The 25230-nt window shown below is 61.4% G+C and carries 24 protein-coding genes and 1 pseudogene; 19 read left to right on the forward strand and 6 right to left on the reverse strand.

All coding sequences use genetic code 11. The features are described 5' to 3' along the window. Window positions 1-26 precede the first annotated feature (26 nt). The 7 genes from ACSQ2A_RS09790 (at window position 27) to ACSQ2A_RS09820 (ending at window position 7846) form a co-directional block, all read left to right on the forward strand. Window positions 27-1223 (forward strand): ABC transporter substrate-binding protein, encoded by a 1197-nt coding sequence (locus ACSQ2A_RS09790; RefSeq protein ID WP_436072058.1) that lies wholly within the window; start codon window positions 27-29, stop codon window positions 1221-1223. Between the two features lie 64 nt (window positions 1224-1287). Next, window positions 1288-2175: a branched-chain amino acid ABC transporter permease gene (locus tag ACSQ2A_RS09795; RefSeq protein ID WP_436072059.1), complete on the forward strand. Its 888-nt coding sequence runs from the start codon at window positions 1288-1290 to the stop codon at window positions 2173-2175. Next, window positions 2175-3155: a branched-chain amino acid ABC transporter permease gene (locus ACSQ2A_RS09800; RefSeq protein WP_436072060.1), complete on the forward strand. Its 981-nt coding sequence runs from the start codon at window positions 2175-2177 to the stop codon at window positions 3153-3155. Before ACSQ2A_RS09795 ends, ACSQ2A_RS09800 begins: the two co-directional genes overlap by 1 nt. 9 nt (window positions 3156-3164) lie before the next feature. Beyond that, entirely contained in the window at window positions 3165-3878 is a 714-nt protein-coding gene (locus tag ACSQ2A_RS09805; RefSeq protein ID WP_436072061.1) for a CoA transferase subunit A, read from the forward strand. After that, window positions 3878-4534, forward strand: coding sequence for a 3-oxoacid CoA-transferase subunit B (locus ACSQ2A_RS09810; protein WP_436072062.1), 657 nt, complete (start codon window positions 3878-3880; stop codon window positions 4532-4534). The genes ACSQ2A_RS09805 and ACSQ2A_RS09810 overlap by 1 nt, the downstream gene beginning before the upstream one ends. Next, window positions 4531-5703, forward strand: coding sequence for an acetyl-CoA C-acetyltransferase (locus ACSQ2A_RS09815; protein WP_436072063.1), 1173 nt, complete (start codon window positions 4531-4533; stop codon window positions 5701-5703). Before ACSQ2A_RS09810 ends, ACSQ2A_RS09815 begins: the two co-directional genes overlap by 4 nt. A 295-nt stretch (window positions 5704-5998) precedes the next feature. Continuing rightward, the gene (locus ACSQ2A_RS09820) at window positions 5999-7846 is read left to right on the forward strand and encodes a hypothetical protein (protein WP_436072064.1); all 1848 of its coding nucleotides are present in this window, start codon (window positions 5999-6001) and stop codon (window positions 7844-7846) included. Window positions 7847-7883: 37 nt separating this feature from the next. Here ACSQ2A_RS09820 and ACSQ2A_RS09825 read toward each other — a convergent pair whose 3' ends face one another. Genes ACSQ2A_RS09825 through ACSQ2A_RS09835 form a run of 3 tightly spaced genes read right to left on the reverse strand, consistent with a single transcriptional unit; the run spans window position 7884 to window position 9270 of the window. Beyond that, a complete protein-coding gene (locus tag ACSQ2A_RS09825; RefSeq protein ID WP_436072065.1) occupies window positions 7884-8456 on the reverse strand; it encodes a dihydrofolate reductase family protein in 573 nt (190 codons plus the stop codon). Beyond that, window positions 8456-8971 (reverse strand): SRPBCC family protein, encoded by a 516-nt coding sequence (locus tag ACSQ2A_RS09830; protein ID WP_436072066.1) that lies wholly within the window; start codon window positions 8969-8971, stop codon window positions 8456-8458. Before ACSQ2A_RS09830 ends, ACSQ2A_RS09825 begins: the two co-directional genes overlap by 1 nt. Then, window positions 8971-9270, reverse strand: a complete 300-nt coding sequence (locus tag ACSQ2A_RS09835; RefSeq protein WP_436072067.1) for an ArsR/SmtB family transcription factor — start codon at window positions 9268-9270, stop codon at window positions 8971-8973. Before ACSQ2A_RS09835 ends, ACSQ2A_RS09830 begins: the two co-directional genes overlap by 1 nt. A 372-nt stretch (window positions 9271-9642) precedes the next feature. Between ACSQ2A_RS09835 and ACSQ2A_RS09840 the strand changes: the two genes are divergently transcribed. From ACSQ2A_RS09840 to ACSQ2A_RS09885, 10 genes and pseudogenes are all read left to right on the forward strand, one after another. Further along, the gene (locus ACSQ2A_RS09840; protein WP_436072068.1) at window positions 9643-11355 is read left to right on the forward strand and encodes an ABC transporter substrate-binding protein; all 1713 of its coding nucleotides are present in this window, start codon (window positions 9643-9645) and stop codon (window positions 11353-11355) included. Between the two features lie 65 nt (window positions 11356-11420). Further along, window positions 11421-12392, forward strand: coding sequence for an ABC transporter permease (locus ACSQ2A_RS09845; protein WP_436072069.1), 972 nt, complete (start codon window positions 11421-11423; stop codon window positions 12390-12392). Window positions 12393-12396: 4 nt separating this feature from the next. Then, window positions 12397-14901: an ABC transporter ATP-binding protein/permease gene (locus tag ACSQ2A_RS09850; protein ID WP_436072070.1), complete on the forward strand. Its 2505-nt coding sequence runs from the start codon at window positions 12397-12399 to the stop codon at window positions 14899-14901. 20 nt (window positions 14902-14921) lie between these two features. After that, window positions 14922-15539 carry a hypothetical protein gene (locus tag ACSQ2A_RS09855; protein ID WP_436072071.1) on the forward strand — a complete coding sequence of 206 codons (618 nt, stop codon included), beginning with the start codon at window positions 14922-14924 and terminating at the stop codon, window positions 15537-15539. After that, the gene (locus ACSQ2A_RS09860; protein ID WP_436072072.1) at window positions 15536-16183 is read left to right on the forward strand and encodes a hypothetical protein; all 648 of its coding nucleotides are present in this window, start codon (window positions 15536-15538) and stop codon (window positions 16181-16183) included. Before ACSQ2A_RS09855 ends, ACSQ2A_RS09860 begins: the two co-directional genes overlap by 4 nt. Before the next feature lie 59 nt (window positions 16184-16242). Then, window positions 16243-16632, forward strand: a pseudogene (locus ACSQ2A_RS09865) (flavin reductase family protein); the annotation flags it as partial. 97 nt (window positions 16633-16729) lie between these two features. Continuing rightward, window positions 16730-17353: a hypothetical protein gene (locus ACSQ2A_RS09870; RefSeq protein WP_436072073.1), complete on the forward strand. Its 624-nt coding sequence runs from the start codon at window positions 16730-16732 to the stop codon at window positions 17351-17353. After that, the gene (locus ACSQ2A_RS09875; protein ID WP_436072074.1) at window positions 17353-17973 is read left to right on the forward strand and encodes a hypothetical protein; all 621 of its coding nucleotides are present in this window, start codon (window positions 17353-17355) and stop codon (window positions 17971-17973) included. Before ACSQ2A_RS09870 ends, ACSQ2A_RS09875 begins: the two co-directional genes overlap by 1 nt. Beyond that, window positions 17970-18476, forward strand: coding sequence for a hypothetical protein (locus ACSQ2A_RS09880; RefSeq protein ID WP_436072075.1), 507 nt, complete (start codon window positions 17970-17972; stop codon window positions 18474-18476). Before ACSQ2A_RS09875 ends, ACSQ2A_RS09880 begins: the two co-directional genes overlap by 4 nt. A 58-nt stretch (window positions 18477-18534) precedes the next feature. Next, the gene (locus ACSQ2A_RS09885; RefSeq protein ID WP_436072076.1) at window positions 18535-19212 is read left to right on the forward strand and encodes a TetR/AcrR family transcriptional regulator; all 678 of its coding nucleotides are present in this window, start codon (window positions 18535-18537) and stop codon (window positions 19210-19212) included. A gap of 36 nt (window positions 19213-19248) precedes the next feature. Here ACSQ2A_RS09885 and ACSQ2A_RS09890 read toward each other — a convergent pair whose 3' ends face one another. The 3 genes from ACSQ2A_RS09890 to ACSQ2A_RS09900 are packed head-to-tail and all read right to left on the reverse strand — an operon-like array spanning window position 19249 to window position 23555. Beyond that, the gene (locus tag ACSQ2A_RS09890; RefSeq protein WP_436072077.1) at window positions 19249-21900 is read right to left on the reverse strand and encodes a family 78 glycoside hydrolase catalytic domain; all 2652 of its coding nucleotides are present in this window, start codon (window positions 21898-21900) and stop codon (window positions 19249-19251) included. An 11-nt stretch (window positions 21901-21911) separates the two neighbouring features. Continuing rightward, the gene (locus ACSQ2A_RS09895; RefSeq protein WP_436072078.1) at window positions 21912-22595 is read right to left on the reverse strand and encodes a GntR family transcriptional regulator; all 684 of its coding nucleotides are present in this window, start codon (window positions 22593-22595) and stop codon (window positions 21912-21914) included. 60 nt (window positions 22596-22655) lie between these two features. Further along, on the reverse strand, window positions 22656-23555 hold the full coding sequence (locus ACSQ2A_RS09900) for a dihydrodipicolinate synthase family protein (protein ID WP_436072079.1): 900 nt from the start codon (window positions 23553-23555) through the stop codon (window positions 22656-22658). A gap of 166 nt (window positions 23556-23721) precedes the next feature. Here ACSQ2A_RS09900 and ACSQ2A_RS09905 point away from each other — a divergent pair, with 166 nt between their 5' ends. Further along, window positions 23722-24717: a sialic acid TRAP transporter substrate-binding protein SiaP gene (locus ACSQ2A_RS09905; RefSeq protein WP_436072080.1), complete on the forward strand. Its 996-nt coding sequence runs from the start codon at window positions 23722-23724 to the stop codon at window positions 24715-24717. Between the two features lie 3 nt (window positions 24718-24720). Next, a complete protein-coding gene (locus tag ACSQ2A_RS09910) occupies window positions 24721-25230 on the forward strand; it encodes a TRAP transporter small permease (protein ID WP_436072081.1) in 510 nt (169 codons plus the stop codon).

Genomic DNA, 25230 nt, shown 5'->3' on the forward strand with positions numbered 1-25230 from the left:
AGAGGGCCACCAAGGAGGAGAACAAAATGAACATCAAGTCTGCAACTCTGGGATCGCTTGCCGCCATGCTGATGGCCAGTTCGGCCATGGCAGTCGACATCAAGCTCGGTGTGCTCAACGACCGCTCGGGCATCTATGCGGATCTTTCGGGCGAAGGCTCGGTGGTCGCCGCGCGCATGGCTATCGAGGATTTCGAGGCGGCCGCCAAGGGTATCAATGTCGAGGTGATCTCTGCCGATCACCAGAACAAGCCCGACGTTGCCTCCACCATTGCCCGCCAGTGGTATGACGAAGAGGGCGTTGACCTGATCGTGGACGTGCCCACCTCGTCGGCCGCGCTGGCGGTCAATGAAATCACCCGTGAAAAGGGCAAGATCTTCCTCAATTCCGGCGCAGCATCCACTGACCTGACCGGCGCTCAGTGTGCGCCGGGTACCGGCCACTGGACCTATGACACCTATGCTCTCGCCAACGGCACGGGCAAGGCCATGGTCGAAAGCGGCAACAAGAACTGGTATTTCCTGACGGCAGATTACGCCTTCGGCCATTCGCTTGAGGAAAACACCACCAAGGTGGTCGAGGCCGCCGGCGGCACGGTCATGGGATCGGTCCGCCACCCCTTCCCGGGAACCGATTTTTCTTCCTTCCTGCTGCAGGCTCAGGCCTCTGGTGCGGACGTGATCGGCCTCGCCAATGCGGGCGGCGATACCGTCAACTCGATCAAGCAGGCCGCCGAGTTCGGCATCACGCAGGCCGGACAGGCCCTTGCTGGCCTGCTGATCTTCATCACGGACGTGCATGCTCTGGGTCTTGAAACTGCGCAGGGTTTGGTGCTGACCGAGGCCTTCTACTGGGATCTCAATGACGATACCCGTGCCTGGTCGGAGCGTTTCTCGACGGAAATGGGCGGTTCCAAGCCGACCATGGTGCATGCCGGCGTCTATTCGGCCGTCACCCACTACCTCAAGGGCGTAGAAGCAGCCGGCAGCAAGGAAACCGAAGTCGTCATGGACTGGATGAAGTCCAACCCGTCACAGGACCCAGTGTTTGGCGCCGGTGAATTGCGGGCCGACGGCCGGCACATCCACGACATGTACCTGTTCCAGGTCAAGTCGCCGGCCGAATCCACTGGTGCGTGGGACTACTACAAGCTCCTTGCCACCATCCCTGCCGCAACCGCCTTCCGCCCGCTCGAAGACGGTGGCTGCGCTCTCGTCGAGTAACCTTCCCGGGCGCTCCGGCCTTTGCCGGGGCGCCTTCCTAATCGGTAGGCAAGAGACCAGAAAAATGTTCGAGCTACTGGGAATTCCTCCACAGGCCCTGTTTGGCCAGCTGCTCCTGGGGCTGATCAACGGCTCCTTCTATGCCCTGCTCAGCCTGGGGCTGGCCGTGATCTTCGGGCTGCTCAACATCATCAATTTCAGCCATGGGGCCCAATATATGATGGGCGCCTTCGTGGCGTGGATGGGGCTGACCTATCTTGGCATTCCCTATTGGGGCGCCTTGGTCATCGTACCGCTGGCCGTTGGCGCAACAGGTGTTCTGATCGAGCGCCTGATGATCAGCCGGCTCTACCACCTGGACCATCTCTACGGTCTCTTGCTGACTTTTGGCCTGGCATTGATCATCCAGGGCCTGTTCCGCAACAGCTTCGGCGTTTCGGGTCTGCCCTATTCAATTCCTCCGCAACTGAGCGGTGGGCAGAACCTGGGCTTCATGTTCCTGCCCAACTATCGCGCCTGGGTTGTGCTCGCCTCGCTGATCGTCTGCTTCGGCACCTGGTTTGCCATCGAGCGGACGCGTCTGGGCGCCTATCTGCGTGCCGCGACCGAAAACCCGACCCTGGTGGGTGCCTTCGGCATCAACGTGCCGCGCATGATCACCCTGACCTACGGTTTCGGCGTCGCGCTGGCCGCCTTTGCCGGTGTGCTTGCTGCCCCGATCTACTCGGTCAATCCCAACATGGGCGCTGATCTCATCATCGTGGTCTTTGCGGTGGTGGTCATCGGCGGCATGGGGTCCATCCTCGGCGCCATTCTCACAGGTTTTGGCCTTGGTATCGTCGAGGGCCTGACCAAGGTCTTCTATCCCGAGGCATCGTCTGTCGCGATCTTCGTCATCATGGCCATCGTCCTGTTGTTCAAGCCGGCCGGCCTCTTCGGAAGGACAGCATAATGAGCGTCTCCACCGAAACTGCCTATTCGAGCGCTGCTGCCGCCATGCCTGTCGGTACCCCACGCCACCACATCATCATCTTCACCGGCCTTCTCGTCCTGCTGCTGATCGCGCCGTTCGTGCTCTATCCGGTCTTCATCATGAAGATCCTGTGTTTTGCGCTCTTTGCCTCGGCATTGAACCTGTTGCTCGGTTTTGGCGGTCTCCTCTCCTTCGGCCACGCGGCCTTCTTCGGCTCGGCCAGCTATGTCGCTGCCCATGCCGCCAAGGTCTGGGGTCTGACGCCGGAAGTGGCGATCCTGCTCGGTACTCTGGCTGCCGCCTTTTTGGGGCTGATCATCGGGGCATTGGCTATCCGGCGCCAAGGCATCTACTTCGCCATGGTGACGCTGGCCTTTGCCCAGATGGTGTTCTTCCTTGCCCTGCAGGCGCCCTTTACCGGTGGTGAGGACGGCATCCAGGCCGTGCCACGTGGCAATCTCTTCGGCCTTTTGTCCCTCGCAGACGACCGCACTCTCTATTTCGTCGTCCTGCTCATCGTGTTTGGCGGCCTGCTGGCAATCTATCGCATCATTCACTCGCCCTTCGGGCAGGTGCTGAAAGCCATCCGCGACAACGAGGCCCGCTCGATCTCGCTGGGCTACAAGGTCAACCGCTACAAGCTCGCCGTGTTCGTCATGTCGGCCGCCCTGGCTGGCATGGCCGGCGCCACCAAGGCACTGGTCTTCCAGCTGGCCTCGTTGACTGATGTCTACTGGTCCATGTCGGGCGAGGTGGTGCTCATGACCCTGCTCGGTGGCATGGGCACCATTTTCGGACCACTGGTGGGCGCAGCCGTCATCGTCACCATGCAGAACTATTTCGCCAGTTTCGGCGCTTGGGTCACCATCCTGCAGGGGTCCATTTTCGTGGTGAGCGTCTTGCTGTTCCGCGAAGGCATTGTTGGCGTGCTGGCGCGCTGGCTCAAGAAACCGCTTTAGGAGAGCGCGATGCGCAAGGTCAAATCTAGCGTCGCCGAGGCGCTGGCCGATGTTCTGGCCGACGGCATGACCATCATGTCCGGTGGCTTCGGCCTCTGTGGCATTCCCGAAGCGCTGATTGAAGGCATCGAAGCCTCGGGCGCCAAAGGCCTGACCGTGATTTCCAATAATGCGGGGGTCGACGGGATCGGCCTCGGGCGGCTGCTGGCAACGCGGCAGATTCGGAAAATGGTCTCGTCCTATGTCGGGGAGAACAAGCTCTTTGCCGAGCAATACCTCTCGGGAGAGCTGGAACTCGAGTTCAACCCGCAGGGCACCCTTGCCGAACGCATCCGCGCGGGAGGGGCAGGGATCCCGGCCTTTTTCACCAAGACCGGCGTTGGGACGCTGATTGCCGAGGGCAAGGAAGTGCGTCGCTTTGGCCAAGACGACTACGTGATGGAAACCGGGCTTGTAGCTGACGTATCGGTCGTCCACGCCTGGCAGGGCGATCACGAAGGCAATCTGGTCTACCGGATGACCGCCCGAAACTTCAATCCGATCATGGCGACGGCCGGTAAGGTGACGATCGCGGAAGTGGAGGAACTGGTCGAAACCGGCACTTTCGATCCCGACCATATCCACACGCCCGGCATTTTCGTTGACCGCCTCGTGCTGGTGCCCGAACCCAGGAAACACATTGAGCAGCGCACCGTGCGCCAGCGTCACGAGGAGGTCGCATAATGGCCTGGACCCGCGATCAGATGGCGGCCCGCGCCGCCCGTGAATTTGAGGACGGTTTCTACGTCAACCTGGGCATCGGGATTCCGACGCTGGTGGCAAACTACATTCCCGACGGGATGGATGTCCGCCTGCAAAGCGAGAATGGCATGCTGGGCATGGGGCCGTTTCCCTTTGAGGGCGAGGAGGATGCGGACCTCATCAATGCCGGCAAGCAGACGATTACCGCTCTTCCCGAGAGCAGCTTTTTTTCGAGCGCCGACAGTTTCGGCATGATCCGCGGCGGTCACATCGACCTGTCCATCCTGGGCGCGATGCAGGTGTCCGAGGCGGGAGATATCGCCAACTGGATGATCCCCGGCAAGATGGTCAAAGGCATGGGCGGCGCCATGGACTTGGTGGCCGGGGTCAAGCGTGTCGTCGTCGTCATGGAACACGAAGCCAAGGGTCAGGCCAAGCTGCTCAGACAGTGCACATTGCCCCTCACGGGCCAGCGCGTCGCCGACCTTGTCATTACCGATCTCGGCGTGTTCTCCATTGCCCGCCGTGGCGACACGGACATGCGGCTGATTGAGCTGGCTGACGGTGTCACCGTCGATGAAATCTTTGCCAAGACCGAAGCTCGGTTCAGCGTGGCCGTTGGGGAGAAGGTGGCATGAGCAATGTCGTCATCGTCAGTGCTGCACGAACCCCGGTCGGTAGCTTCCTGGGTCCCCTGAGCACGGTTCCAGCACATGAACTCGGCGCAACAGCCATCAGCGCAGCCCTCGGTAGGGCCGCCATGGCGCCGGAAGAAGTCGACGAAGTCATTCTAGGGCAAGTCCTGACAGCCGGGGCCGGACAGAATCCGGCCCGCCGGGCCGCTGTGGCGGCCAGCATTCCCATGTCCGCCACAGCTTTTGGCATCAATCAGGTTTGTGGCTCTGGGCTGCGCGCAGTGGCGCTGGGCATGCAGCAGATATTGTGTGGCGATGCCGATGTCGTTGTGGCGGGAGGACAGGAATCGATGTCTTTGTCGCCTCATTGCCAGTCCCTGCGCACAGGCGCCAAGATGGGTAATGTGAGCCTTGTCGACACCATGGTCATCGACGGGCTGACGGACGCTTTTGGTGGCTATCACATGGGGATCACAGCGGAAAACGTTGCCCGTGAGTTTGGCATTTCTCGCGAACGGCAGGATGCATTCGCGCTGTCCAGCCAGCGCAAGGCTGCGGCGGCGCAGATTGCAGGATATTTTAGGGACGAAATCGTCCCGGTCAGTGTCGAGACGCGCAAAGGGAACACGGTCGTCGACAAAGACGATCACCTGCGTCCCGACACTAACGCCGAAGCACTGGCCAAACTCCGTCCGGCCTTCGACAAAAGCGGCAGCGTAACCGCCGGCAATGCCTCCGGCCTCAACGATGGCGCGGCAGCGGTTGTGCTGATGCATGAGGAAGAGGCCGCCCGGCGTGGCCTTGTCCCGTTGGCCCGAATTGCCAGTTGGGCAACAGCCGGGGTCAATCCATCGATCATGGGCACAGGCCCCATCCCGGCGTCTCGAAAAGCGCTGGCGAAAGCCGGCTGGACGACAAACGATCTCGATCGGGTGGAAGCCAACGAGGCTTTTGCCGCCCAGGCCTGCGCCGTCAATGACGGCATGGGCTGGAACCCTGATATCGTCAATGTCAGCGGCGGCGCGATCGCACTGGGTCACCCGATCGGCGCGTCGGGTGCGCGTATCCTGGTTACGCTGCTCCACGACCTTCAGCGCAATAACCTCAAGCGAGGTCTGGCTACGCTGTGCATCGGCGGTGGCATGGGCATAGCCCTTTGCGTCGAGCGATAGGCGAAGCCCTCAACTGTATCCCGTTGACACCCCACGCGATTACTTATGGATGATTGTGCCAAGCGGCGATTCAATTCTTGGAATCTTCCGCCTACACGCGCATTTCAACTAGTGATATGCTCGGAGCTGGTTGATGATATGCTCGAGTACGGGCGTGGCAGCTATGCGAATGCGTGGTGTGGTCGGTTTCATCTGTCTGCTCGTTGGCGGCGTCGCGGGGCCGGCGCTAGGCCAGTCGCAATTTGCCGGACAATGGACTGGCACATATCACTGCGACAGCCAGCCCGAAGCGACGATGTCGCTGCAGATCGAGCCTTCCGATAGCCCCTTGCACGACGGCGTCTTTAGCTTCGATGTTGCTGGAGCCAAGGGCAGCTATGCTGTCATGGGCCGAATGCAGGACAATGGGCAGTTCACCATCATTGCCAGGGACTGGATCGACAAACCGGCCGGGTTCAGCGCGCTTGGTCTGAGCGGTCGGATCGGTGCTGACGGGCAATCAATGAATGGGTTGCTAAGTGGTTGCTCAGGTGGTTTTGCGGCTACCCGTCCGCCATCGGCGGAGGAGCTTGCGGCGGCCGCGCAGCCGATGCGCCTTCCCGAAGGGGACGCTACACCTCCGGAAGCGTTTGGCGGGGCCATCGGTGGCGCCTTGGCTACAGCCGTCTCGGCGGAGGCTCAATGTCGTGCCCTGGGGAACTGGTATGCGCCTTCCATCGGGCCCGGCGGTTTCGATGGCATGGCGTCGGACCAGATCCTTGAAGCCATCGCCCCACTTTTTCTCGATGCAGCCTTCGAACCGGTCTTCGGTGTTCCCTATGCGCTTCTTGACCAGCAAGAGGGGGGCGCCATCGGATATTTTGTTGCTCAAGTCTGCTACGGGCCCCTCGGAATGGAGCCTTATCGGAATGTTTTCAGTGACGTGTTCCGCTCGCCGATCTTTGCAGAACGCATCGCCGCGCTAAACGAGCGAGCGGCAGAGGCCGAGCAATGGTCCATCACGACGCGTGAAGAACTGGCAGCGATCCGCGCTGCCGGACCCGAGGCGCTCGGGCGGTTGAGTGCGATCGAAGCCGACATTGCGCTGTCGCGCTTGCCGGTCGAAGTCACCGAGGTGCTGAGCACCGAAGTGGCCGCCTTGCGGGCTGAACTCGAAGTGGCGGCTCGCGACAGTGCTGCGGCGCAGTTCCTTGCGGACCTCGAAACAGTGGGCGACGATTTCGACCAGGGGCATCTGGGCACGGCGCTCCGCGTAGCAGATGAGGCTCAGGTATCGGATATGAGCGCCGATCAGGTCGCACGGGTTGTCCAGGCGGCGCAGCGCAAGGCCGAAGCTATTCTGCAACCGCCGCTGACAGAGGCTGCAGCAATGGCATCAGACCTTCCGGCAGGTCTGGAGGGCCTGAGGCGAGCCCATGCGGCGTTGAACCGGTTCGAACAATATCGGGAAAGCATGGAGCGCACCTTTGGCTCGATCGATCCCGGCGGCATCCTCATGCCGCTTTATGACCGGCTGACCGAACTGGAAGCAGACCCTGTGGTGCTAGCGGAGCTGAAAGCGGCACTTGCGACAGCGGTGCAAGGTGAGCGCCCGCGCGAGGCGGTAGAGATTTTGGCTTCGCAAGTATCCGGCCGCGATGGCATGAGCCCAGACATTGCTGCGCTCGTTGGTGATGCCCTCGACCAAGCCGAAATTGCTGCCATTGTAATCGAGGACCGATCGACCGGTTCCGACGCTTCCGAACCAACTGCGCACGATATCGCGGCCTTCGCGCTGCAGAGGGTGCGGGAGGCGTCGGCACGGATGGCGGAGATGGACCGCGCCTGCACATCGGGGGAGATCAGCGACCCTGTGGCGGCGCTGGCTTGCCTGACCAACCCCGCCGTCTGGACTGGCGAGACCGGATCGGGCGTATCACTGCTTGGCATTACCAAGCTCGGCTGCGTGCCGGAGGCTGGCGCAACCCAGTTTCTCTGCACATTCGTGCAGGAAATCCGTATCGACATCGCGGGTGCGGAAATGTTTGGGGCAGACCGCTGGGGCGACCTCACGCAGAACTTGACGAGTGGCGAAGCCGTCGACGCTCTTTTCATCCGAGCATCGGATGGCGGTTGGAGTGTGATCACTGGAGACTTGCGCTAGCCAAGCGTCCTCCGGGGGCGTCCGCTTTCCGCACGCCCTACCGTCTCGGTTCGTAGCGTAGCACCACGGCGCCTGAGCTGAGCTCCTTCCGGTCGATAAGCTTCAATTCGACGTACCTTGCGAGCCCCGCGAACAAGGTGGGCCCATGACCAGCGAGTATAGGTTGCACTACGAATTCGTACTCGTCGATCAGGTCTAGTTCCGCCAGCGCCAGGGGCAGTTTTACGCCGCCCGTGAAGAGTGGACCGCCCGGCTGCTGCTTGAGCTTGCTCACCGCTTCGCCCAGATCTCCGTTCACGAGCTCAGAGTTCCAGTCGACCCGGTCAAGCGTGCTCGAAACGACGTACTTCTTCATCGCATCGATTGTCCGCGCAAAGGGCTCGGTCCAGTCGGGTGGCGTTGATGTCCGCGTATCCAGTCGCCATGCTCCTTCCATCATCTGGTAGGTAACCCGACCGAACAGCAGGGCATCGGCCCGGCCGAGGCTTTCGGTGGCGTGGCGATGTGTTGCACGCAGCATCTCCTGCTGCCGCGCCTCGTCAGCCGGAATGGCGTTGTGATGGACGCAGCCATCGAGCGTTACGTTGATGGAATAGAGAAGAGGTCGCATTACGTTGGCTGCTCCTTTGCCGCCCGTGCCGCCACGGCCAGGTCAAATCGTTGTACTTGGCTTGTCAGTCCAATGATGGCGCCGCGTGTCATCTCCGGGTCGGGGTGGCGATCGGCCGTCAAGACCATCCGAACGCGCTCGCCCTCGGCGTGAAGCTCGACTATCATATCGTAGGGGTAGGGTTCGACGCCGGGGACGAAGTCCATATCGAAGCGAATGCGTAGCCGCCGGTGGTGAACCATCTCCACGAATTGGCCGCTCACGCGCGCGGTCAGCGACATGTCGAGGTTCTCCAGGTAAGCGACTTGCTCGGCGCCCACCGCGGTCAACACGTGATCGAAGGCACCGCCCACCCGCGGCTCAAGGGCCAACACTTCAAAATGCATACCCTCCGGCGCATACCAGGCCTCGAGCCCTTCTTTCGTGGTCCAGAGTGCCCAGACATCCTCGATCGATGCATCGTAAACCCGCTCGAATCTGAGGGTGCTCTCACCCAATTGGCTGGCCTGCGGCATTACTTCCTCTCCTCGGATTTCCGCGCTAGCGCCGCGTCGAAGCGATCGAGCCGGCCCTCCCAAAGCTTGCGGTAGCTCGCAACCCAATCGTCGATCGCCTGGAACGGTTCAGGCCGGAGGGAATAGAGCCGCCGCGCCCCCTCGGGCCGCATCACGACGAAGCCAGCCTCGCCCAGGATCCGCAGGTGCCGCGACACGCCGGACTGATCGATGTCCACGGCACGAACCAGGTCACCCACGGCCTGCTCGCCATCGACCAGAGCCTCGACGATGCGAAACCGTGTTGGGTCCGCCAACATATTAAACACGTTTTGTTGCATCATGATGCATATGTATGTGTATGCATATTTAGAGTCAAGAACCCTGGCAAAGACGGGTTGCGGGAAATGCGTGTCGTGTTCCGTGAGGCTGACTATGTTGCTGGGAGCGATGGCCCGCCACGGCGCGTCAATCCGCTGCCGACGTCATGGGCGGTGGCTGGGCCGGCCTGCGTAAAATCTGGCGCTCCCTGAGTGGGCTAGGAGCAAAGTTGGCCCGTGATGCAGCAGGTCTAGCCGGGGTCAGTTAAATCTGATTATGATAATCATCTTTGTTGACACGGTGATAATGTGATCATAGTAATCCGATTTAGGAACGCTTGGGTTCCCTAATACAAGAATCGGATCACCAACATGCATCGAACGATGGTTCGGGCAGCGTGTGCCTCTGCGCTCGCCCTGTGCCTTGTCGCGTCGCCGCTCGCGCATGACGCTTCACTTCATGCCAATCCCGAAGCTGGCAATGGTAGCCCCCACACGGCCGCCGGTCTCCTGAGCGCGGTCAACAATGACGGGCCAAAGTCCGCGGACCATCTGCGCATCGGTATCTGGAACACAGCCGCCAATATCACCACCTACACCATCGGCAATTCGTGGAACGATTGGGTGCTCTATCTGGCGCTCGACAAGCTGCTGGAGCCCTCGCCATACCTCTCCAAGGGCCGCTCGTGGCTGGCGACGGAAGTGGTCCAGGTCAGCGAAGACGCGCGCGTCTGGGAGGCGGAAATCCGCCAGGGCGTGAAGTGGCATGATGGCACCGAGCTGACCGCTGAAGACGTGGTCTTCACCTACAATCTCTACCTCAACGGCCCGGCCAATCGCTGGACGCACCACGTTTCTGACGTGCCGCGTATCGAGCTCATCGAGCAGGTCGGTCCCAATCGCGTGCGCTTCACCGCCCCGCGTCCGATGCCGAATTTCGACCTCGTGACCGCGCCGGAAATGCCGATCCTGCAGAAGAAGCAGTGGGAAGGCATTGAAGACCCGCGCACGCTTGAAGAGCCAGTGATCGGCACCGGTCCCTATAAGCTCGTCGACTTCAAGGCGGACGAATATTACCACTTCGTCGCCCACGAAGAGTTCTGGGGCGGCGCGCCGCTGGTCAAGGAACTGACGCTGGTCATGATCAAGGACCCGCAGACCATGTTCTCGGCCCTGAAATCGGGCGAGATCGATGGCGCGGCCCGCGCCCTGCCGCCCGAACTCGTCGAAGAGTGGAAGAACGATCCGGCCATCGAGATTGCTCAGGCACCCAGCCTCTGGGGCACCTGGATGAACATGAATCTCAACGATCCGATCTTCAACAATCGCGACCTGCGCTATGCGCTTTCGCTGGCCATCGATGCCGACGAAATGGTCGAGCGCGTCATGCTGGGCCGCGCCCAGTCGGGCAAGCATGGCTGGCCGCATCTCGATAGCACCTGGACCAAGCCGGGCATGGAAGTGCCTTACGACGAAGCGTTGGCCAAGACCGGACTTGATGCCGTGGGCTTTGTCGACAAGGACGGCGACGGTTTCCGCGATCTGCCTGACGGCACGCCGTTCGATTGGCGCATCGTGGTCTCGACCAATCAGCCGCTCTATGTGCGGGCTGCCGAAATCATGGTCGAACAGCTCGCCACCGTAGGCATCAAGACGCATGTGGAAGCGGTAGACGCTGCTACTTTCAACAGCCTGACCACCGACGGCAATTACGAGTTCTCGATTTCCGAGATCACCCCGCATGGCCTTGCCGACCAGGACCAGTATGTGCAGTTCTATTCGGGCGCACAGATGAAGGCCCTGCTTGAAAGCGAACCGGAGCGCAAGGCACTCTACGACACCTGGTGGGAAGCCGATACGCGCGACGCGCGCCTCGAAGCCAGCTTTGCCCTGCAGGAATACGAGAACAAGTATCCGAGCCGCTTCATGCTTTGGTACCCCGATGGGCTCTTTGCCTATCGCTGGCAGTCCTATGACAATTACGTCTCGTCCTTCGGCTACGGCATCTACAACAAGTACTCGTTCCTGCCCGAAGCCGGCCGCATCGGCACCTCCGATTCCATCGATCATCTGATCGAAGAATAGGCCGCAATTCGCTTCCGTCATGCGCGGTATCGGCCGCGCATGACCACCCGGGGCCCGGACGTTTCATGTATTACCTGCGCACTGTGCTGCAATATGCGCTGACCCTCTTGGTCGCGCTGGCAGTCAACTTTTTTCTGCCACGGCTGGCGCCGGGCAACCCGATCAACTCGCTCCTGGGCGCCGATGTGGTTGAGACCATGACGGCCGAGCAGGTGGCGCAGGTGGCCGCGGAACTGGGCATTCACGACCCGCTTCATATCCAGTTCTGGAACTATCTCACCGGCATTTTCTCGACCGATTTCGGCAATTCCATCCTTCTCGGCATGCCTGTATGGGATGCTTTGATGCAGCGCCTGCCCTGGACGCTGCTGCTTATGGGCGTTGCCCTCCTTTTCTCCACGCTCATCGGTACCGTGCTCGGCGTCCTCTCCGCCTGGAAGCGCGGCGAAATCACCGACATCGTCACCATGGGCGGCGTGCTCTTCATCGGCTCCCTGCCGCCGTTCTGGCTGGCCATGATGCTGATTATTTTGTTTTCGACGACGCTGGGCTGGCTGCCGTCTTTCGGCGCCTATCAGCTCGGCACCTCCTTTCCGCGGCCCGACTGGTTCCTTGGCGTTGGCAAGCGCCTGATCATGCCGGCACTGGCGCTCGGCGTTGTGCAGGCGGCCAGTGTGCTGCTGATTTCGCGCGCCTCGATGATGGCGGCGCTCGATCAGGACTACATCATGTTCGCCCGCGCCAAGGGTGTCTCCGAGCGGGTCATCTTCTTCAAGCACGCTTTCCGCAATGCGCTGCTGCCGCTCTACACCCATGTGATGATGGGGCTCGGCTCACTGGTTGGCGGGGCGCTGGTTATTGAATCGGTCTTTGCCTATCCCGGTCTCGGCAGTCTCGTCGTCATGGGCGTCAATTCACGCGACTATCCCCTGTTGCAGGGCCTGTTCGTCATCGCGACCATTTCCATTATCCTCGCCAATCTCGTCACCGACATTTTCTATCCGCTGATCGACCCGCGTACACGGCGGGCGAGGTAAGGCCATGTCCGAGCGCTACACCAACACCCGCAGCTTCATCGCCCCCATTTCCACCGCCACCGGCAAGGTGCAATGGCTTGGTATAGCCATGCTCGCGATCATCGCGCTGCTCGCCATTCTGGCGCCGATCTTTGCCGGCTATGGTCCCCGCGAAATCGCTTGTGCACCTTTCGAAAAGCCCAATCCCGCCCATTGGCTCGGCTGCGACGATGCCGGCTATGACATCTGGGCCCAATTGCTGTTCGGCGCCCGCGTCTCGCTCGCCGTCGGGCTTTCGGTGGCGCTGGTCTCAACCATTGTCGCCACTTCTGTTGCCATCTTGGTGGGCTTTTATGGTGGCTGGGTCGATCGGCTGATCATGCGCTTCATTGATGTGGTGCTGGCACTGCCCTTCCTGCCGCTGGTCATCGTGCTCGGCGTCTATTTCGGCGCCTCCATCCAGACGCAGGTCACGGTCATTGCGCTGGTCATGTGGGCCAATCCGGTGCGCGAATTGCGCGCGCAAATCCTCGCCATTCGCTCGGCCGGCTTTGTTGAAGCGTCCATTGCCATGGGGGCAGGGGGCTGGTTCGTCGGCCTCAAACATATCCTCCCCGAACTCGCGCCATTGGTGGTGCCGCAATTCGTGCGCATCGCCCATGCCGCCATCATGGTCGAAACCTCGCTGAGTTTCCTGGGCTTGGGCGATCCGCTGCAGAACAGCTGGGGCTCCATCCTCTTCCACGCCAATGCCCGCGCCGCCTTTCTCACGGGCTCCTGGGTCTATTGGATCTTGCCGCCGGGTGTTGCGGTGTCGCTGACCGTGCTGGCCCTGGCCTTTATCGGTTTTGGCTACGACGCCTCCCTCGCGCCGCGCATCAAAACGAAGAAGGCTACGCTGCCGAAGCGCCCAGAGGGCGCTGCGCCCGAACCTAATGCGGCGCTGACCGCAAGGGCGTTGCGCGTCGTCTACGATGCCGAGTTCGGAAGCAGTGAAGCGGTCAAAGGCGTCGATATCACCCTCAACAAGGGCGAGCTGATCGGCCTTGTTGGTGAGTCCGGCTCGGGCAAGACTACTGTATCCCTCGCTATCCTGAAACTCCTGCGCCAGCCTGCGCGGGTCACCGAGGGCGCGGTCTGGATCGGAGAAGACGACGTTCTCGCCATGTCCCCCGAAACCGTCCGTGCCCTGCGCGGCCGTCGCTTTGCCCTGATCCCTCAAAGCGCCATGAATGCGCTCAATCCCGTGCTCTCGATCGGTGCCCAGCTCGAAGAAGCGCTGGACCGCGGCGAGCCGCTCGATGGGGCGAGGAAACAGGAGCTCGTCGCTGAATGGCTCGAAAAGGTCGGTTTAAGCCCTGCTCATGCCAAAAGCTTCCCGCATGAGCTGTCCGGCGGCATGCGCCAGCGCGCGGTCATTGCCATCGCACTTTGCAATACACCCGAAGTGGTGATTGCCGACGAACCGACGACCGGGCTCGATGTGCTGGTGCAGGAAGACATCATGGCGCTGCTGCTCTCGCTGCGACAGAGCCTCAATCTCTCTATTCTCTTCGTCACCCACAATCTGCCACTCATTGCCCGCCATGCCGATCGGCTCATGGTGATGTACAAGGGCGAATTGGTGGAAGAAGGCTTTCCCGCCGATCTCAAGGCCCATGCGACACATGCCCATACAAGGGCGCTTTTCGACAACCTACCCGAGATCGACGACGAAAAGCTCTGGTCCGCCGCCACGCCGGGCGATGCCGCCACAGTCATCGAACTCAGGAACGTCTCGAAGACTTTCTATCCCAACGGCTTTCTCGGCCTTGGTTGGGGTACGGCGCATCATGCGCTCAAGCATGTGTCGTTGGCCCTGCGCCCGGGTGAAAAGGTTGGGCTCGTGGGCGGGAGCGGCGCCGGCAAGTCGACCCTTGCTCGTCTTGTCATGGGCATGATCGCGCCGGATGGCGGCGAGGTGCTCTACAATGGCAAGCCCCTTGCCGCGCTCGGCCGCAATGGCCGGAAAATCATGGCCAGCGCCGTGCACATGGTGTTCCAGGACCCCTATCAGAGCCTGCGCAACGGCATGCCGATCCGCGAGATCGTGGCCGAGCCGCTGCGCATCCATGGCGAGCGCGACGAGGCGGTGATCGATGCCAAGGTGAAAAAGGCGCTCGAAGCAACGCGCCTGCCTTCAGACGGGCATTTTTTGTCGCGTCGGCCCGTGCAGTTGTCCGGCGGCCAGCGGCAGCGCGTCGCCTTTGCCCGGGCCGTGGTCACCGAGCCAAAAGTCATCATCGCGGATGAACCGACCTCCATGCTCGACCAGTCGGTACGCATGGAAATCATGGAACTGATGGAAGACCTGCGGATACGCTTCGGCACCGCCTTCCTTTTCATTACCCATGACATCGCCCTGGCCCGCCACTTCTGCGATCGGCTGGTGGTGCTCAATCATGGCGAAATCATCGAACAGGGCCCTGCCGACAGCGTCGTGCAGCAGCCAACCGAAGATTATACGCGGCGCCTCATCGCCGCAGCTTGACGACGTCTGGGGAGACGGAAATGACAGGACGATTTCTCTACGTGCAGAACGCCTATGGCGGGCCACCACCGGCTCTCACCAAGGTTTCGGGTCACACGATCCACTTCTATCAGCAATACGATACCGAGAGGCTCGATTGGAGCACCTATGACGCCGTGCTCCTCTCCATGAGCGCCGATCAGGTGCATCTCAATGAGATCAGCCCGAAATTGCAGGCTTATCTCAATGGTGGTGGCACGCTGCTGATCAACGGCCACGTCGCCCGGCCCTTCCTGCCCGAACTTAGCCGCTACGAGCCGATGGAAAAGCGCGGTCTCAAGGAACTCGTCATCCATCGCGAGAATGAGCATCCGCTGTTCCAGCACATTTCGGCTGAAAGCCTCACCCTGCGTAAGGGCGTCGCCGGCTTTTATGGCCGCGGGACCAATCCGCCGCCCGCAGGCGCGTTGGTCATCCACTCGGTCGGCCCCGACCACGTCGCAGTCGACTGGCTCTACGACCGGCCGGAGGGCGGACGCATTTTCGTTCATTCCGGCGTCGAACTCTGGGCCGTTCTGATGCTTGAGGGGCCGCAGGGACTGCCCGTCATCCAGGGCTTTTTCGATTGGCTTTCCCAGACATCGAAGGTGGCAGCATGAGCCAGAAACCCATTGTAGCCATCATCGACGGTGGTCAGCACTACCACCATGACAGCATCACCCGCGAGCCCTTCAAGGACTTCTTTGACCACGTCATCTACCTGCGCGATGTGGCCAAGATCGACCTGTCGGCTTTCGATATCCTCATCATTCCGTGCCGCACCAATGCCTATTATCTCGCCCCCCTCAGCGGCCAGTTACAGGCCTTCATGCGCGCCGGAGGCACGCTCGTCGCTATGGGCGAAACTTTTCCGGATACCTGGTTGCCCGATATCGGCTTCCGCTCCATGCCCACGAATTTCTGGTGGTGGCTGACTCCGGGCGCTGATCTTGGCCTGCGCATGAGCGATCCAAATCACGCCGTCTGCCGATACCTCGGCAAGGACGATGTCACCTTCCACCTCCATGGCGCCTTCGAGCCGCTGCATCCGAATCAGAAGAGTCTCGTCGAAACCTCGGAAGGCGAATGCCAGATGTTCGAGGATGTCATTTCCTACGCGCCCGGAAGGCTGGTGGCGACGACGCTCGACCCCTTCTTCCACCACGGTGCCTTCTTCATGCCGGCCACGACCCGCATGCTGGCAGGCATGTTGCCCTGGCTCATCGACACCGAGGCCGCGCGCAAATCGGCACCGGCGGCATGATGCCTTTGGCCAACGATAACACCGAGCAGCAGGTTCGGCGCCAAGGGTTCCTTGATGCCATGGCCCAGGCTGCCAGTTCGGTGAGCATCGTCGCGACCGATGGCCCGGCGGGTCGCGACGGTGTCGTCGTGTCGGCGCTAACCTCGGTCTCGGCCGATACGCCATTGCCGACTCTGCTCATCTGTCTTCATCAGGCGGGCAGGGTGCCAGGCAAGTTGCTCACGAATGGCGTCTTCAGCGTCAATCTCCTGGCCGACGACCACCACGATCTCGCCCAGCGTTTTGCCGGCCGCTCTTCTCTGCCGCGTGAAGACTGGTTCGGGTCGGAATGGACCGGCCGAGACAGTCAGTCGCCCGTTCTGGCTTCCGCGCTTGCCGGCTTCGATTGTGTCGTGAACGCCTCCCAGCTCGTCGGCACGCATCACGTCATCTTCGGGGCCGTTCGCGCCGTGCATATTCGCGCCTCAGGCCGCCCACTCATCCACGCTCAACGGCAATACCACCGTCTGAGCAGTCTTTTCGACCCAAACCTATTCAGGACTAGCCATGCCCAATGCCCCAGCAACGAGCGGCGCCTTGCTGCTCATCCATTCCCACTATGGCGAGCCCCCCGGCCTTTTCACACTCGCCCTCGAGCGCGGCGATGCCGTCATCGTGCGCGAGCGAGATCTGACGCCAGCCCATTTCACTGCCGCCCGTGGACTTATCACCACGAGCCATCTCGACCAGCTCGGGCTTATGCACTTCGCCGACGACCTTGAAGCCTTCATGGCGCGCGGTGGTCGCTGGTTCTTCAACGGCCACATCCTCCGCCCCTTCCTCAAGGGGCTGGGCATCTATGAGCCGATCGCCAAGGCCAAGCGCGCTGATCTCGTGCTGACGCGCCTCAACGAACATCCGATCTTCGCCGGTATCGACCAGCCATCCTTCGAGGAAAACCGGGGCGTCGCCGGCTTTTATGGCCGTGGCCACAATCCTTTGCCGGAAGGCGCCCTCGCCATCAACGGCATCGGTCCACAAAACCTGCCGATCGACTGGGAATGGACCCTGCCTTCGGGCGGAAAGATGTTCTCGCATGCCGGCAATGACGTCGGTGGCATGGGAGGACCCAATCCCAACCATGCCCTCGTGGCGCCCCGCATTCTGGCCTGGACCATGGGAGAATTTTGATGAGCATCCTCGTCATCCACCCCGGCGCCTACTACCACATCGAAAGTTTTGAAGGCCCGCGCTATGCGCACTACTTCGACAAACTCGTGCGCCCCGAAGAGCTCGCCGACGTGCGCCTCGAAGACTTCAACGTCGTCCTCATTCCCTGCCGCGCCCCGGCCGACCGCATGGAGCCGCACAAGGCGCGCCTGCGCGCTTATCTCGACCAGGGCGGTACGATCATCGCCACGGGTGAAAGCGACTCCCAGCTCTTCCTGCCCGGTATCACTTTTACCCCCCAGCCGACCAATTTCTGGTGGTGGCTGACCCCTGGCGCCGATCTCGGCGTACGCATCGCCAAGCCCGAGCACAGCCTATTCAGGCATCTAGCGGAAAAGGATGTCACCTGGCATCTGCATGGCTGGTTCGACGTTCCCGAGGGTTCCGAGGTGCTGGCCACAGGCGACACCGGCAACCCTATCCTCTACATCGACGAGGTCACCACCGGGGGGCGGATGATCATCACCAGCCTCGATCCCTTCTACCATCATGGCAGCCATTTCATGCCGGCGACGACACGGTTCCTCGACGGTTTCCTGCCCTGGATGCGAGCCGAACTCGACAAGGAGCACACAGCATGAGCCAAACCACACTCACCGTTCTCGAAGCTGGCAAGCCGCTCACCTACACCTATGCCGAGCTGATGCACTTTCACGGCTTCGGTTTCCCCGGCGGGGTGGCCCATGCCTTCAAGGTCATGGAGCGTGCCCTGCCGCTTCTCGCCAAGGGCGAGGTGCCCGAACGGCGCGAAATCGCCATCCGCACGCCGTTCAAGGGACCGGGCGCCCGCGACGCCTTCGAAATGGTGACGCGCAGCCTCACCGAGGGCCGCTATATGGTCAATCCGGAGCTGGCCCAACCCGAGCGGGGCGAAACGCTCAAGGGTTATGTCTTCATCCTCTCCTATCGCGGCACGGACGTGCGACTGCGCATTCGCGACGGTATCGTACGGGATGAGTTCATCGCCCTTGGACGCAAGCTCGATCGTACGGCGGAGGAGGATCACCGTCTCGAATGGCTCAAGCGGGACATGGCTGACCGCCTGCTTTCGCTCCCGGCCGACGAGATCTACGATCTCTTCTAGTCGCAACCGCAAGACTATAGGGTGGCCGCTTCGCAGAATCGGAAATGGCCCCCTCAAAATGTCCGATATTCCCGAAAAGCCCGGTCGAGGACCGGGCAGACCGCCCGCGCTGCCGCCCGACGAACGGCGTCAGGTAATCCTTGTTGCGGCCGAGCGGGTGTTCTCGGCCCGCGGCTATCCCGGCGCCGCGATGGCCGACATAGCGCGCACCGCCGGAATGTCCAAGAAAACGCTCTACGCGGCGTTCTCGAACAAGCGAGCATTGTTCGAGGCGTTGGCCCAGGACGCCGAAGCATTCGCCAGCGTTCTTGACCCGGTAGATGATTTGCCGCCTCTGGAAGCACTGCGGAAGGGTCTGCTGAGCTCGATCCTTTTCGCCTTGTCGCCTCGGCAGATACTCGCAACGCGAATTCTGATTTCGGCGGGTGGCTCGGAAAGCGAACTGGCGAGCAGTTTCCATGGGAGGGTCATAGCCAGGGCACAACGTCGCCATGCCGAACTCCTGTCCGCGCTTGCTGAGGACCAAGGGAATTCCCTCGATGATCCAGAGCTGATGGCGAAGCAGCTCTTTGGCCTCGCTATGGGCGATTTACATATTCTGGCTCTCGTAGGGGTTCGCGCGGCCGATATCCAACAGCAGCTCGAAAGTCAGATCGACAACGCCATGTCGCTGGCGTTGCTCTGGATCTCCCACTCACGAGCAAAAGAGCCTGCGCCCGCCCCGCTGACCGGCTGACCTGCGAAGGACAACGCATATCCCGGGCCTTGGAGATCAGCCATTGGCACTCTTGCAGAGCCTAAGGTCGTACGTTCCTGCGCCAAGTCGGTCACTGTGTTCCTTCGACAGCCATCCCGGTGGCAACTCGATGACCGCGGCGCAGTTCGGCGGAATTGAGACCCTCCATTCAACTGTGTCCCCGTGCATCACCCAATGACTGGAGACGATGCCCGTATGCGCCCTGTAGCTCGCGCGGCAATGACCGATGCGGCTGTCGAAGAGCGGCCTTAGGCGTAGTTCGCGATAACCCGGACCCTGCTCGCACCAGTCTATTCCGGCGATACGTGACCAGATCCATTCGCCCACGGCGCCATAGGCGTAATGGTTGAAGGAGTTCATGTTGACGCTCTGGAAGCCCTTGTCGGGAGTCCAGCCGTCCCAGCGCTCCCAAATCGTCGTGGCGCCCTGGCGAATCGAAAAGCCCCAGCTGGGATAGGTGTCCTTGAGGAGGAGGTCGACGGCGAGATCAGCCGCACCGTTTTCGGAGAGGACTGGGCAGATATGACGGACGCCCAGAAAGCCGGTTTGGAGGTGCCCGCCTGCAGCGTCGATCAACTCAACGAGGCGTTTTGTGGCGGCGGGGCGCATAGCCTCGGGCAGGAGGTTGAAGTCTAGCGCGAGGAGGTAGGCAGTTTGCGTGTCGCCAGTCAGGCGGCCACTCTGGTCGAGATATTCGGCGCAAAACGCCCTGGCGATGGAACGGGCGAGCTGGTTGTAGGCCGCCGAATCTGTCGCGTGGCCGAGGGCGTTGGCCATGCGGGCCATGAGATCGGCAACGCGGTGCCAATAGGCGGTCGCGACCAGTGTTCGGTCGGATGCGGGGCCCACGCTCAGCCAGTCGCCGTAGTTGTTGTAGACCGCGTTGCGGCGGATGAAATCGGGATTGGGGCGGCCGATGTGCTCCATCCAGGCCTGGAAGGAGGGATAGAAGCGGACGAGAAAATCGCGGTCCCCATAGCGCAGCCAATGGTCCCAGGCCATGATGATAGGCGCATCGCCCCAGGCGGGCGCACCGGGCTGCGGGGTCAGGCGATAGGGGTTCAAAGGCTTGGTCGGCGCCACATCGGGGAAGGCTCCATCCGGCGATTGGCCGTCTTCGAGGTCGAGCATCCATTTGGTGAGGAAGGCCGAAACATCTGCGAAATAGCCGGCGGTCTTCCAAAAAACCTGCGCGTCGGCGGACCAGCCATAACGCTCGTCGCGCTGCGGGCAATCGGTCGGCACCGAGAGGAAATTGTCGCGCTGGCTCCAGAAAATATTGGACAGAAGCTGGTTGACGAGAGGGTGGCCGGTTTCGATCTCGCCTGTTATCGGCGTATCGGTCTGGATGGCGATGCCGGTTAGCGTGATCGCTTCAGGCGAAACTCCTTCGGGCAAGGTCAGCTCGACATAGCGAAAGCCGTGGAAGGTGAAGCGCGGCTTGAATGTCTCCTCGCCGTTCCCGGCGGCAATGAAAATATCTGTTGCGACGGCGTGGCGGAGATTGGCGACATAGAGTTCGCCGTCCCCATCGAGCACTTCCCCGTGGCGCAGGGTGAAGCGGGCGCCGGCACTGGCTTCCACAGTCAGCTCGCAATAGCCGGCGATGTTTTGCCCGAGGTCGAAAATCGCCGCGCCGTTGGTTGCGAGGTGTGAGAATTGTGCGGGGAGACGCGCCACTTCGCGAGCCGGCTGCGCGCGTGCGGCATCGAGTTTTGGCGCGCGCGGGTCGGGGGTGAAAACCTCGGCAGGTTGCCAGCCCACTTGCACGCCCGGTGCCGTTGCCCAATCCTGCAGTTCGAGACGGGCATCGTACATCTCGCCCATCAAGAAGTCGGAATAGCAAATCGGACCCTGCCGGGTTTGCCAGTGCTCGTCCGAGGCGACGATCATGTTGCTGCCGTCGGCATAGTGCAGATGGAGCTGGCAGAAAAGGGCGGGGCGGCCACCATAGTGATTGCCGGCGCGGCGCTGGTTGTGCCCGACGCGCCCGGAATACCACCCCTCGCCCAAAATGGCGCCGAGGACGTTGTCGCCTGCCTGTACAAGCGCCGTCACGTCGTGGACCTGATACTCGACGCGTCGGTGATAGTCGGTCCAGCCCGGCGCGATGACGTGATCGCCAATGCGCTGGCCGTTGAGATATGCCTCATAGAGGCCGAGCGCCGTCACATAAAGCGTCGCCCGCACCGGCGAGTCAGCGCTTGCAAAGCTCCGGCGCAGATAGTCCGCAGGTCGCGCCTGCCAACGGTTGTCATAGGCATTGTCGGCGGGCACTTCGCGGCCGGCCGGCAGCACGAAATAGCGGGCGATCCATTCGGCCTGCCAGTCGTCGGATTTCAGCCCCGTAAAGATGCGCGCCGGGCTGGCCGTGGCCCCTAACCGGTCGGCCTCGTCCCAGACCTGCACGGTCCAATCCAGCACCGCGTCACTCGACAGCGGTTCGCCAGCATAGGGAACAAGCTGCGTGTTGTTGGATAGAATTTTGCCAGAATCCCAAAAGATTCGGCCATTCCCGGTCTCGGCGACCACGATCCGATAGGCCGTCTGGCGCTGGTTTTGCCCGTCGCCCTCGAGGCCCCAGCCGAAGCGGGGGATTGGCGAATTGAGCCCATGCGCCGTGGCGAGGTGCTCGCAGCGAAGGTCAATGGGCCGCAATTGGGGCATTGGAAAACCTACTAGAGTTCGAGAGCGCGCTCTCGGGCGTTCATCATGTGCCGGTCCATCGCGTCAATAGCGGCATGGGCGTCGCGCGAACGGATGGCGGCGATGATCGCCAGGTGGTCGGCAAAGGCGGCCGGCAAAACGCCGGCTGACAGCGTCACCCGGTCGAGCTTGATCAGCCTGATGCGGATGGCATTGACCGCATAGGCCTGGGCAAGAAGATCATTCTGCGTCGTTGCGATAAGGAGCGCATGGAAGCCGTCATCGACCTGCTGGCCCCGCTCAAAAAGATCGGGGCTGGGATTGGTCATCACTTCATCAACGATGGCCCGATGAAGCGCTTCCTGCTCGTCAAGCACTGCGTCGTCGAGCTTCCGCACCGCTGTAAGAACGGCTTCGCGCTCGAGCGCCATGCGCATCTGAAAAGCTTGCCGGATCATCGGCAGGTCGATCTGGGTGATCTGGATGCCGCGTTGCGGCATGACGCGCAGCAGACCTTCCAGTTCGAGCCGCGGCAGCAGTTCGCGAAGCGCGCCGATCGAAAGCCCGAGGAGAGCGACCAGTTCGCGTTGGGACACGAACTGGCCGGGCCGCAGGCGCCCATCGAACAGCGCCTGCCGGAACTTTTCATAAGCCGCGCTTTTGACGGAGGCCCGTTCGGCTGGGGCTTCGGCTGAGGCGCTGTCGCTGACCGACATGATTCCCAAGTCCTTTTTGTGCTCTTGCCGAACTATTACCCTGTCTGGCGCAAGACAACATCAGGCTGCGGCGTCGAAACCGCTTTGCGCAAAGGTCTGCAACAGGTCCGTGCGGCCTTGGCCTTCGAGCGGTTTCAGCGGCGGCAGCACGCGGGCATAATTTTCGTCGCCACTATATTGGGCAAGTGCGGCCTTCAGCGCCACAAGCGAACCGCCCTTGTCCACGGCGAGAATGCGCGTCGTCTGCTTGGCGAGGAGATCGGAGTTCTTCGGATCATTGTAGAGCGCCACGAGGTCTTTCGCGAAAACATTGGGCATGCCGCCGATCATGCCGGCCCCCCCATTGGCGAGCAGAGTGGGCAAAACGCGGTCATCGCCGGTGAAGATCGAGAGGTCGGGGAAAGTTTTCGCCAGCATCACGCCGTTGTCGGCATCGCCAGTGGAATCCTTGATGCCAACAATGCGCGAGGCGTGCTTGGAAAGGATCAGTTTCACCAAGTCAGCGGTGAAGCGAATGCGGCTCAGCTGCGGGATATTGTAGAGCAGGATGTCGATCTGGGTGGCCGATTTCGTGCGCTCGATCAGGGCATCGTACCAGCCGGCGATGCCGGCTTCGCTCGTGCCATAGTAGTAGGGCGGCAATACGAGGGCCGCCCGGCAGCCGGCATTGGCAATGCCGACGATCATTTCGGCCGCATCGTCCAGCGTCGGCGTCATGACGCCGGGAACCTGACGCGACATGTCGGCACCGCTGGCCTTGATGGCGTTGAGGGCCGCAACCTTTTCGCGGGTCGAAAGCGAAGCGCCTTCGCCGGTCGTGCCAAAGGTGGAAACAAAGCTGCAGCCGGCCGCAAGCAGGTTTGCCGAGTGGGCGGCGAGTCGCTTCACGTCCACGCTGAAATCGTCGGCGAAGGGGGTGATCGACGCGGTGATAACGCCTCTAAGGTCTGCGGCAGCCACTAGAAATCTCCTCATTGCGCAACTGATACAATCAGTCAGCACATCAATTGATAAATCACTGTTTACATGAGTATGGCGTTTATGCAAGGTACTACCATTCAAGTGCGCCAGTGGTCTGGGAGGCTAGGGCGCCAGTCGGTCGATTACACCCTTGGAGGAGGGATCCATGACCCGTCTTACCTCGCTTGCCCTTGCGGCAGTCTCCGTTCTCGCGCTTACCGGGGCCACTCTCGGCCAAGACAAGCTCGAGCTGAAATATACCGTGCCGAGCGTCCCCACGGACCTCCACACCCAGGCCATGAAGGTTTTTGCCGACAAGCTCGAAGAGCTTTCGCCGGGCCGATACGATATCCAGCTCTATGACTCGGGCTCGCTGTTTGCACAGGGCGCCGACCTTGACGCACTGCAGCGCGGCAATGCCGAAATGACCTATGTGTCTTTCCAGCTCATCGCCGACGCCATTCCCGAGTTCGGCCTGCTCACCGCTGGCTACCTGTTCCAGAGCCCTGAGCACTACCGCGCCTTTTTCGCCAGCGATATCGGTACCGAATTCAAGCAGCGCGTTTCTGACGAGATGGGCATCCAGCTCCTCGACACCTGCTATCTCGGCACTCGCCAGGTGAACTTGCGTGAAGCCCGCGAAGTCGCAACGCCCGCCGATCTGGCCGGCATAAAGCTGCGCATGCCATCGTCCGACGCGTGGCTGTTCCTGGGCCAGGCTCTTGGCGCCAACCCGACGCCGCTTCCGTTTGGCGAAGTCTATCTTGGCCTGCAGGCCGGCACGATCGACGGTCAGGACAATCCCCTCCCGTCCGTAGAGGCTGCAAAGTTCTACGAAGTCACCAAGCAGATCGTCCTCACCAGCCACCTCGTCGACGGCATCAATGTTGCCGTCAACAACCAGACGTGGGAGCAGCTGACTGACGAGGAAAAGGCGGCAATGACCGAGGCGGCCGTTGCTTCATGCGACTGGAACAATACCGAGCGTCTCGCCAATGAAGAACGCCTAGTGTCGTTTTTCGAGGAAAAGGGTCTGACGATCACCACACCCGACGTCGATGCCTTCCGTACCCACGTTCAGGATTTCTATCTCACCTCCGACCGTGCGGCCTCCTGGCCAGAAGGCTGGGTCGAGAAGATCAACGCCCTTGCCGCCGAGTAAATCATGACCGACTACACCGCATCCGTGAGGCGGATGCCGACATGGCTGCGGGTACTCAAGGAGGGCGCCGACCTTGTCGGCGTCCTTCTCTTCACCACCGCCTTCCTCGGCTTCATCGTCCAGATTTTCTTCCGCTATGTCGTCAACCGTCCGATCCTGTGGACGGAAGAAGTGACGATGATTGCCTTCGTCTGGACCGTGTTCTGGGCGGCGGCATTCATGGTCAATATCCGTGAGCACGTCGCATTCGACGTCGTCTATGAGGTCATGACGCCGCGGGTAAAGCGCATCATGGCCATCTTCTCGATGGTCGTCCTCATCGCCACTTTCCTGCTGCTGATTCCCGCCACCTGGGACTATCTCGAATTCCTGCTGCGCAAGCGCAGTCCGGTGCTGCGGATCTCCATGACCTGGATTTACGGCTGCTACCTGCTGTTCGTGGTCAATTTCACCATCCAGGCCGCAGTGCGGCTATGGCGCCTGTTCACGCCCGATTGGGGCAAGCAGATCTAG

This window comes from Devosia sp. LjRoot3 (assembly GCF_964252865.1).
Classification (GTDB): Bacteria; Pseudomonadota; Alphaproteobacteria; order Rhizobiales; family Devosiaceae; genus Devosia.

What these genes read in the sequence shown, in the direction of transcription:
- ACSQ2A_RS09855 (WP_436072071.1), top strand. Translation starts at nt 14,922, where the DNA reads ATGACAGGACGATTTCTCTACGTGCAGAACGCCTATGGCGGGCCACCA.
- ACSQ2A_RS09815 (WP_436072063.1), top strand. Translation starts at nt 4,531, where the DNA reads ATGAGCAATGTCGTCATCGTCAGTGCTGCACGAACCCCGGTCGGTAGC.
- ACSQ2A_RS09905 (WP_436072080.1), top strand. Translation starts at nt 23,722, where the DNA reads ATGACCCGTCTTACCTCGCTTGCCCTTGCGGCAGTCTCCGTTCTCGCG.
- ACSQ2A_RS09850 (WP_436072070.1), top strand. Translation starts at nt 12,397, where the DNA reads ATGTCCGAGCGCTACACCAACACCCGCAGCTTCATCGCCCCCATTTCC.
- ACSQ2A_RS09885 (WP_436072076.1), top strand. Translation starts at nt 18,535, where the DNA reads ATGTCCGATATTCCCGAAAAGCCCGGTCGAGGACCGGGCAGACCGCCC.
- ACSQ2A_RS09805 (WP_436072061.1), top strand. Translation starts at nt 3,165, where the DNA reads ATGCGCAAGGTCAAATCTAGCGTCGCCGAGGCGCTGGCCGATGTTCTG.
- ACSQ2A_RS09870 (WP_436072073.1), top strand. Translation starts at nt 16,730, where the DNA reads ATGCCCAATGCCCCAGCAACGAGCGGCGCCTTGCTGCTCATCCATTCC.
- ACSQ2A_RS09835 (WP_436072067.1), bottom strand. Translation starts at nt 9,270, where the DNA reads ATGTTGGCGGACCCAACACGGTTTCGCATCGTCGAGGCTCTGGTCGAT.
- ACSQ2A_RS09880 (WP_436072075.1), top strand. Translation starts at nt 17,970, where the DNA reads ATGAGCCAAACCACACTCACCGTTCTCGAAGCTGGCAAGCCGCTCACC.
- ACSQ2A_RS09810 (WP_436072062.1), top strand. Translation starts at nt 3,878, where the DNA reads ATGGCCTGGACCCGCGATCAGATGGCGGCCCGCGCCGCCCGTGAATTT.
- ACSQ2A_RS09860 (WP_436072072.1), top strand. Translation starts at nt 15,536, where the DNA reads ATGAGCCAGAAACCCATTGTAGCCATCATCGACGGTGGTCAGCACTAC.
- ACSQ2A_RS09890 (WP_436072077.1), bottom strand. Translation starts at nt 21,900, where the DNA reads ATGCCCCAATTGCGGCCCATTGACCTTCGCTGCGAGCACCTCGCCACG.
- ACSQ2A_RS09825 (WP_436072065.1), bottom strand. Translation starts at nt 8,456, where the DNA reads ATGCGACCTCTTCTCTATTCCATCAACGTAACGCTCGATGGCTGCGTC.
- ACSQ2A_RS09875 (WP_436072074.1), top strand. Translation starts at nt 17,353, where the DNA reads ATGAGCATCCTCGTCATCCACCCCGGCGCCTACTACCACATCGAAAGT.
- ACSQ2A_RS09795 (WP_436072059.1), top strand. Translation starts at nt 1,288, where the DNA reads ATGTTCGAGCTACTGGGAATTCCTCCACAGGCCCTGTTTGGCCAGCTG.
- ACSQ2A_RS09840 (WP_436072068.1), top strand. Translation starts at nt 9,643, where the DNA reads ATGCATCGAACGATGGTTCGGGCAGCGTGTGCCTCTGCGCTCGCCCTG.
- ACSQ2A_RS09845 (WP_436072069.1), top strand. Translation starts at nt 11,421, where the DNA reads ATGTATTACCTGCGCACTGTGCTGCAATATGCGCTGACCCTCTTGGTC.
- ACSQ2A_RS09800 (WP_436072060.1), top strand. Translation starts at nt 2,175, where the DNA reads ATGAGCGTCTCCACCGAAACTGCCTATTCGAGCGCTGCTGCCGCCATG.
- ACSQ2A_RS09820 (WP_436072064.1), top strand. Translation starts at nt 5,999, where the DNA reads ATGTCGCTGCAGATCGAGCCTTCCGATAGCCCCTTGCACGACGGCGTC.
- ACSQ2A_RS09790 (WP_436072058.1), top strand. Translation starts at nt 27, where the DNA reads ATGAACATCAAGTCTGCAACTCTGGGATCGCTTGCCGCCATGCTGATG.
- ACSQ2A_RS09895 (WP_436072078.1), bottom strand. Translation starts at nt 22,595, where the DNA reads ATGTCGGTCAGCGACAGCGCCTCAGCCGAAGCCCCAGCCGAACGGGCC.
- ACSQ2A_RS09830 (WP_436072066.1), bottom strand. Translation starts at nt 8,971, where the DNA reads ATGCCGCAGGCCAGCCAATTGGGTGAGAGCACCCTCAGATTCGAGCGG.
- ACSQ2A_RS09910 (WP_436072081.1), top strand. Translation starts at nt 24,721, where the DNA reads ATGACCGACTACACCGCATCCGTGAGGCGGATGCCGACATGGCTGCGG.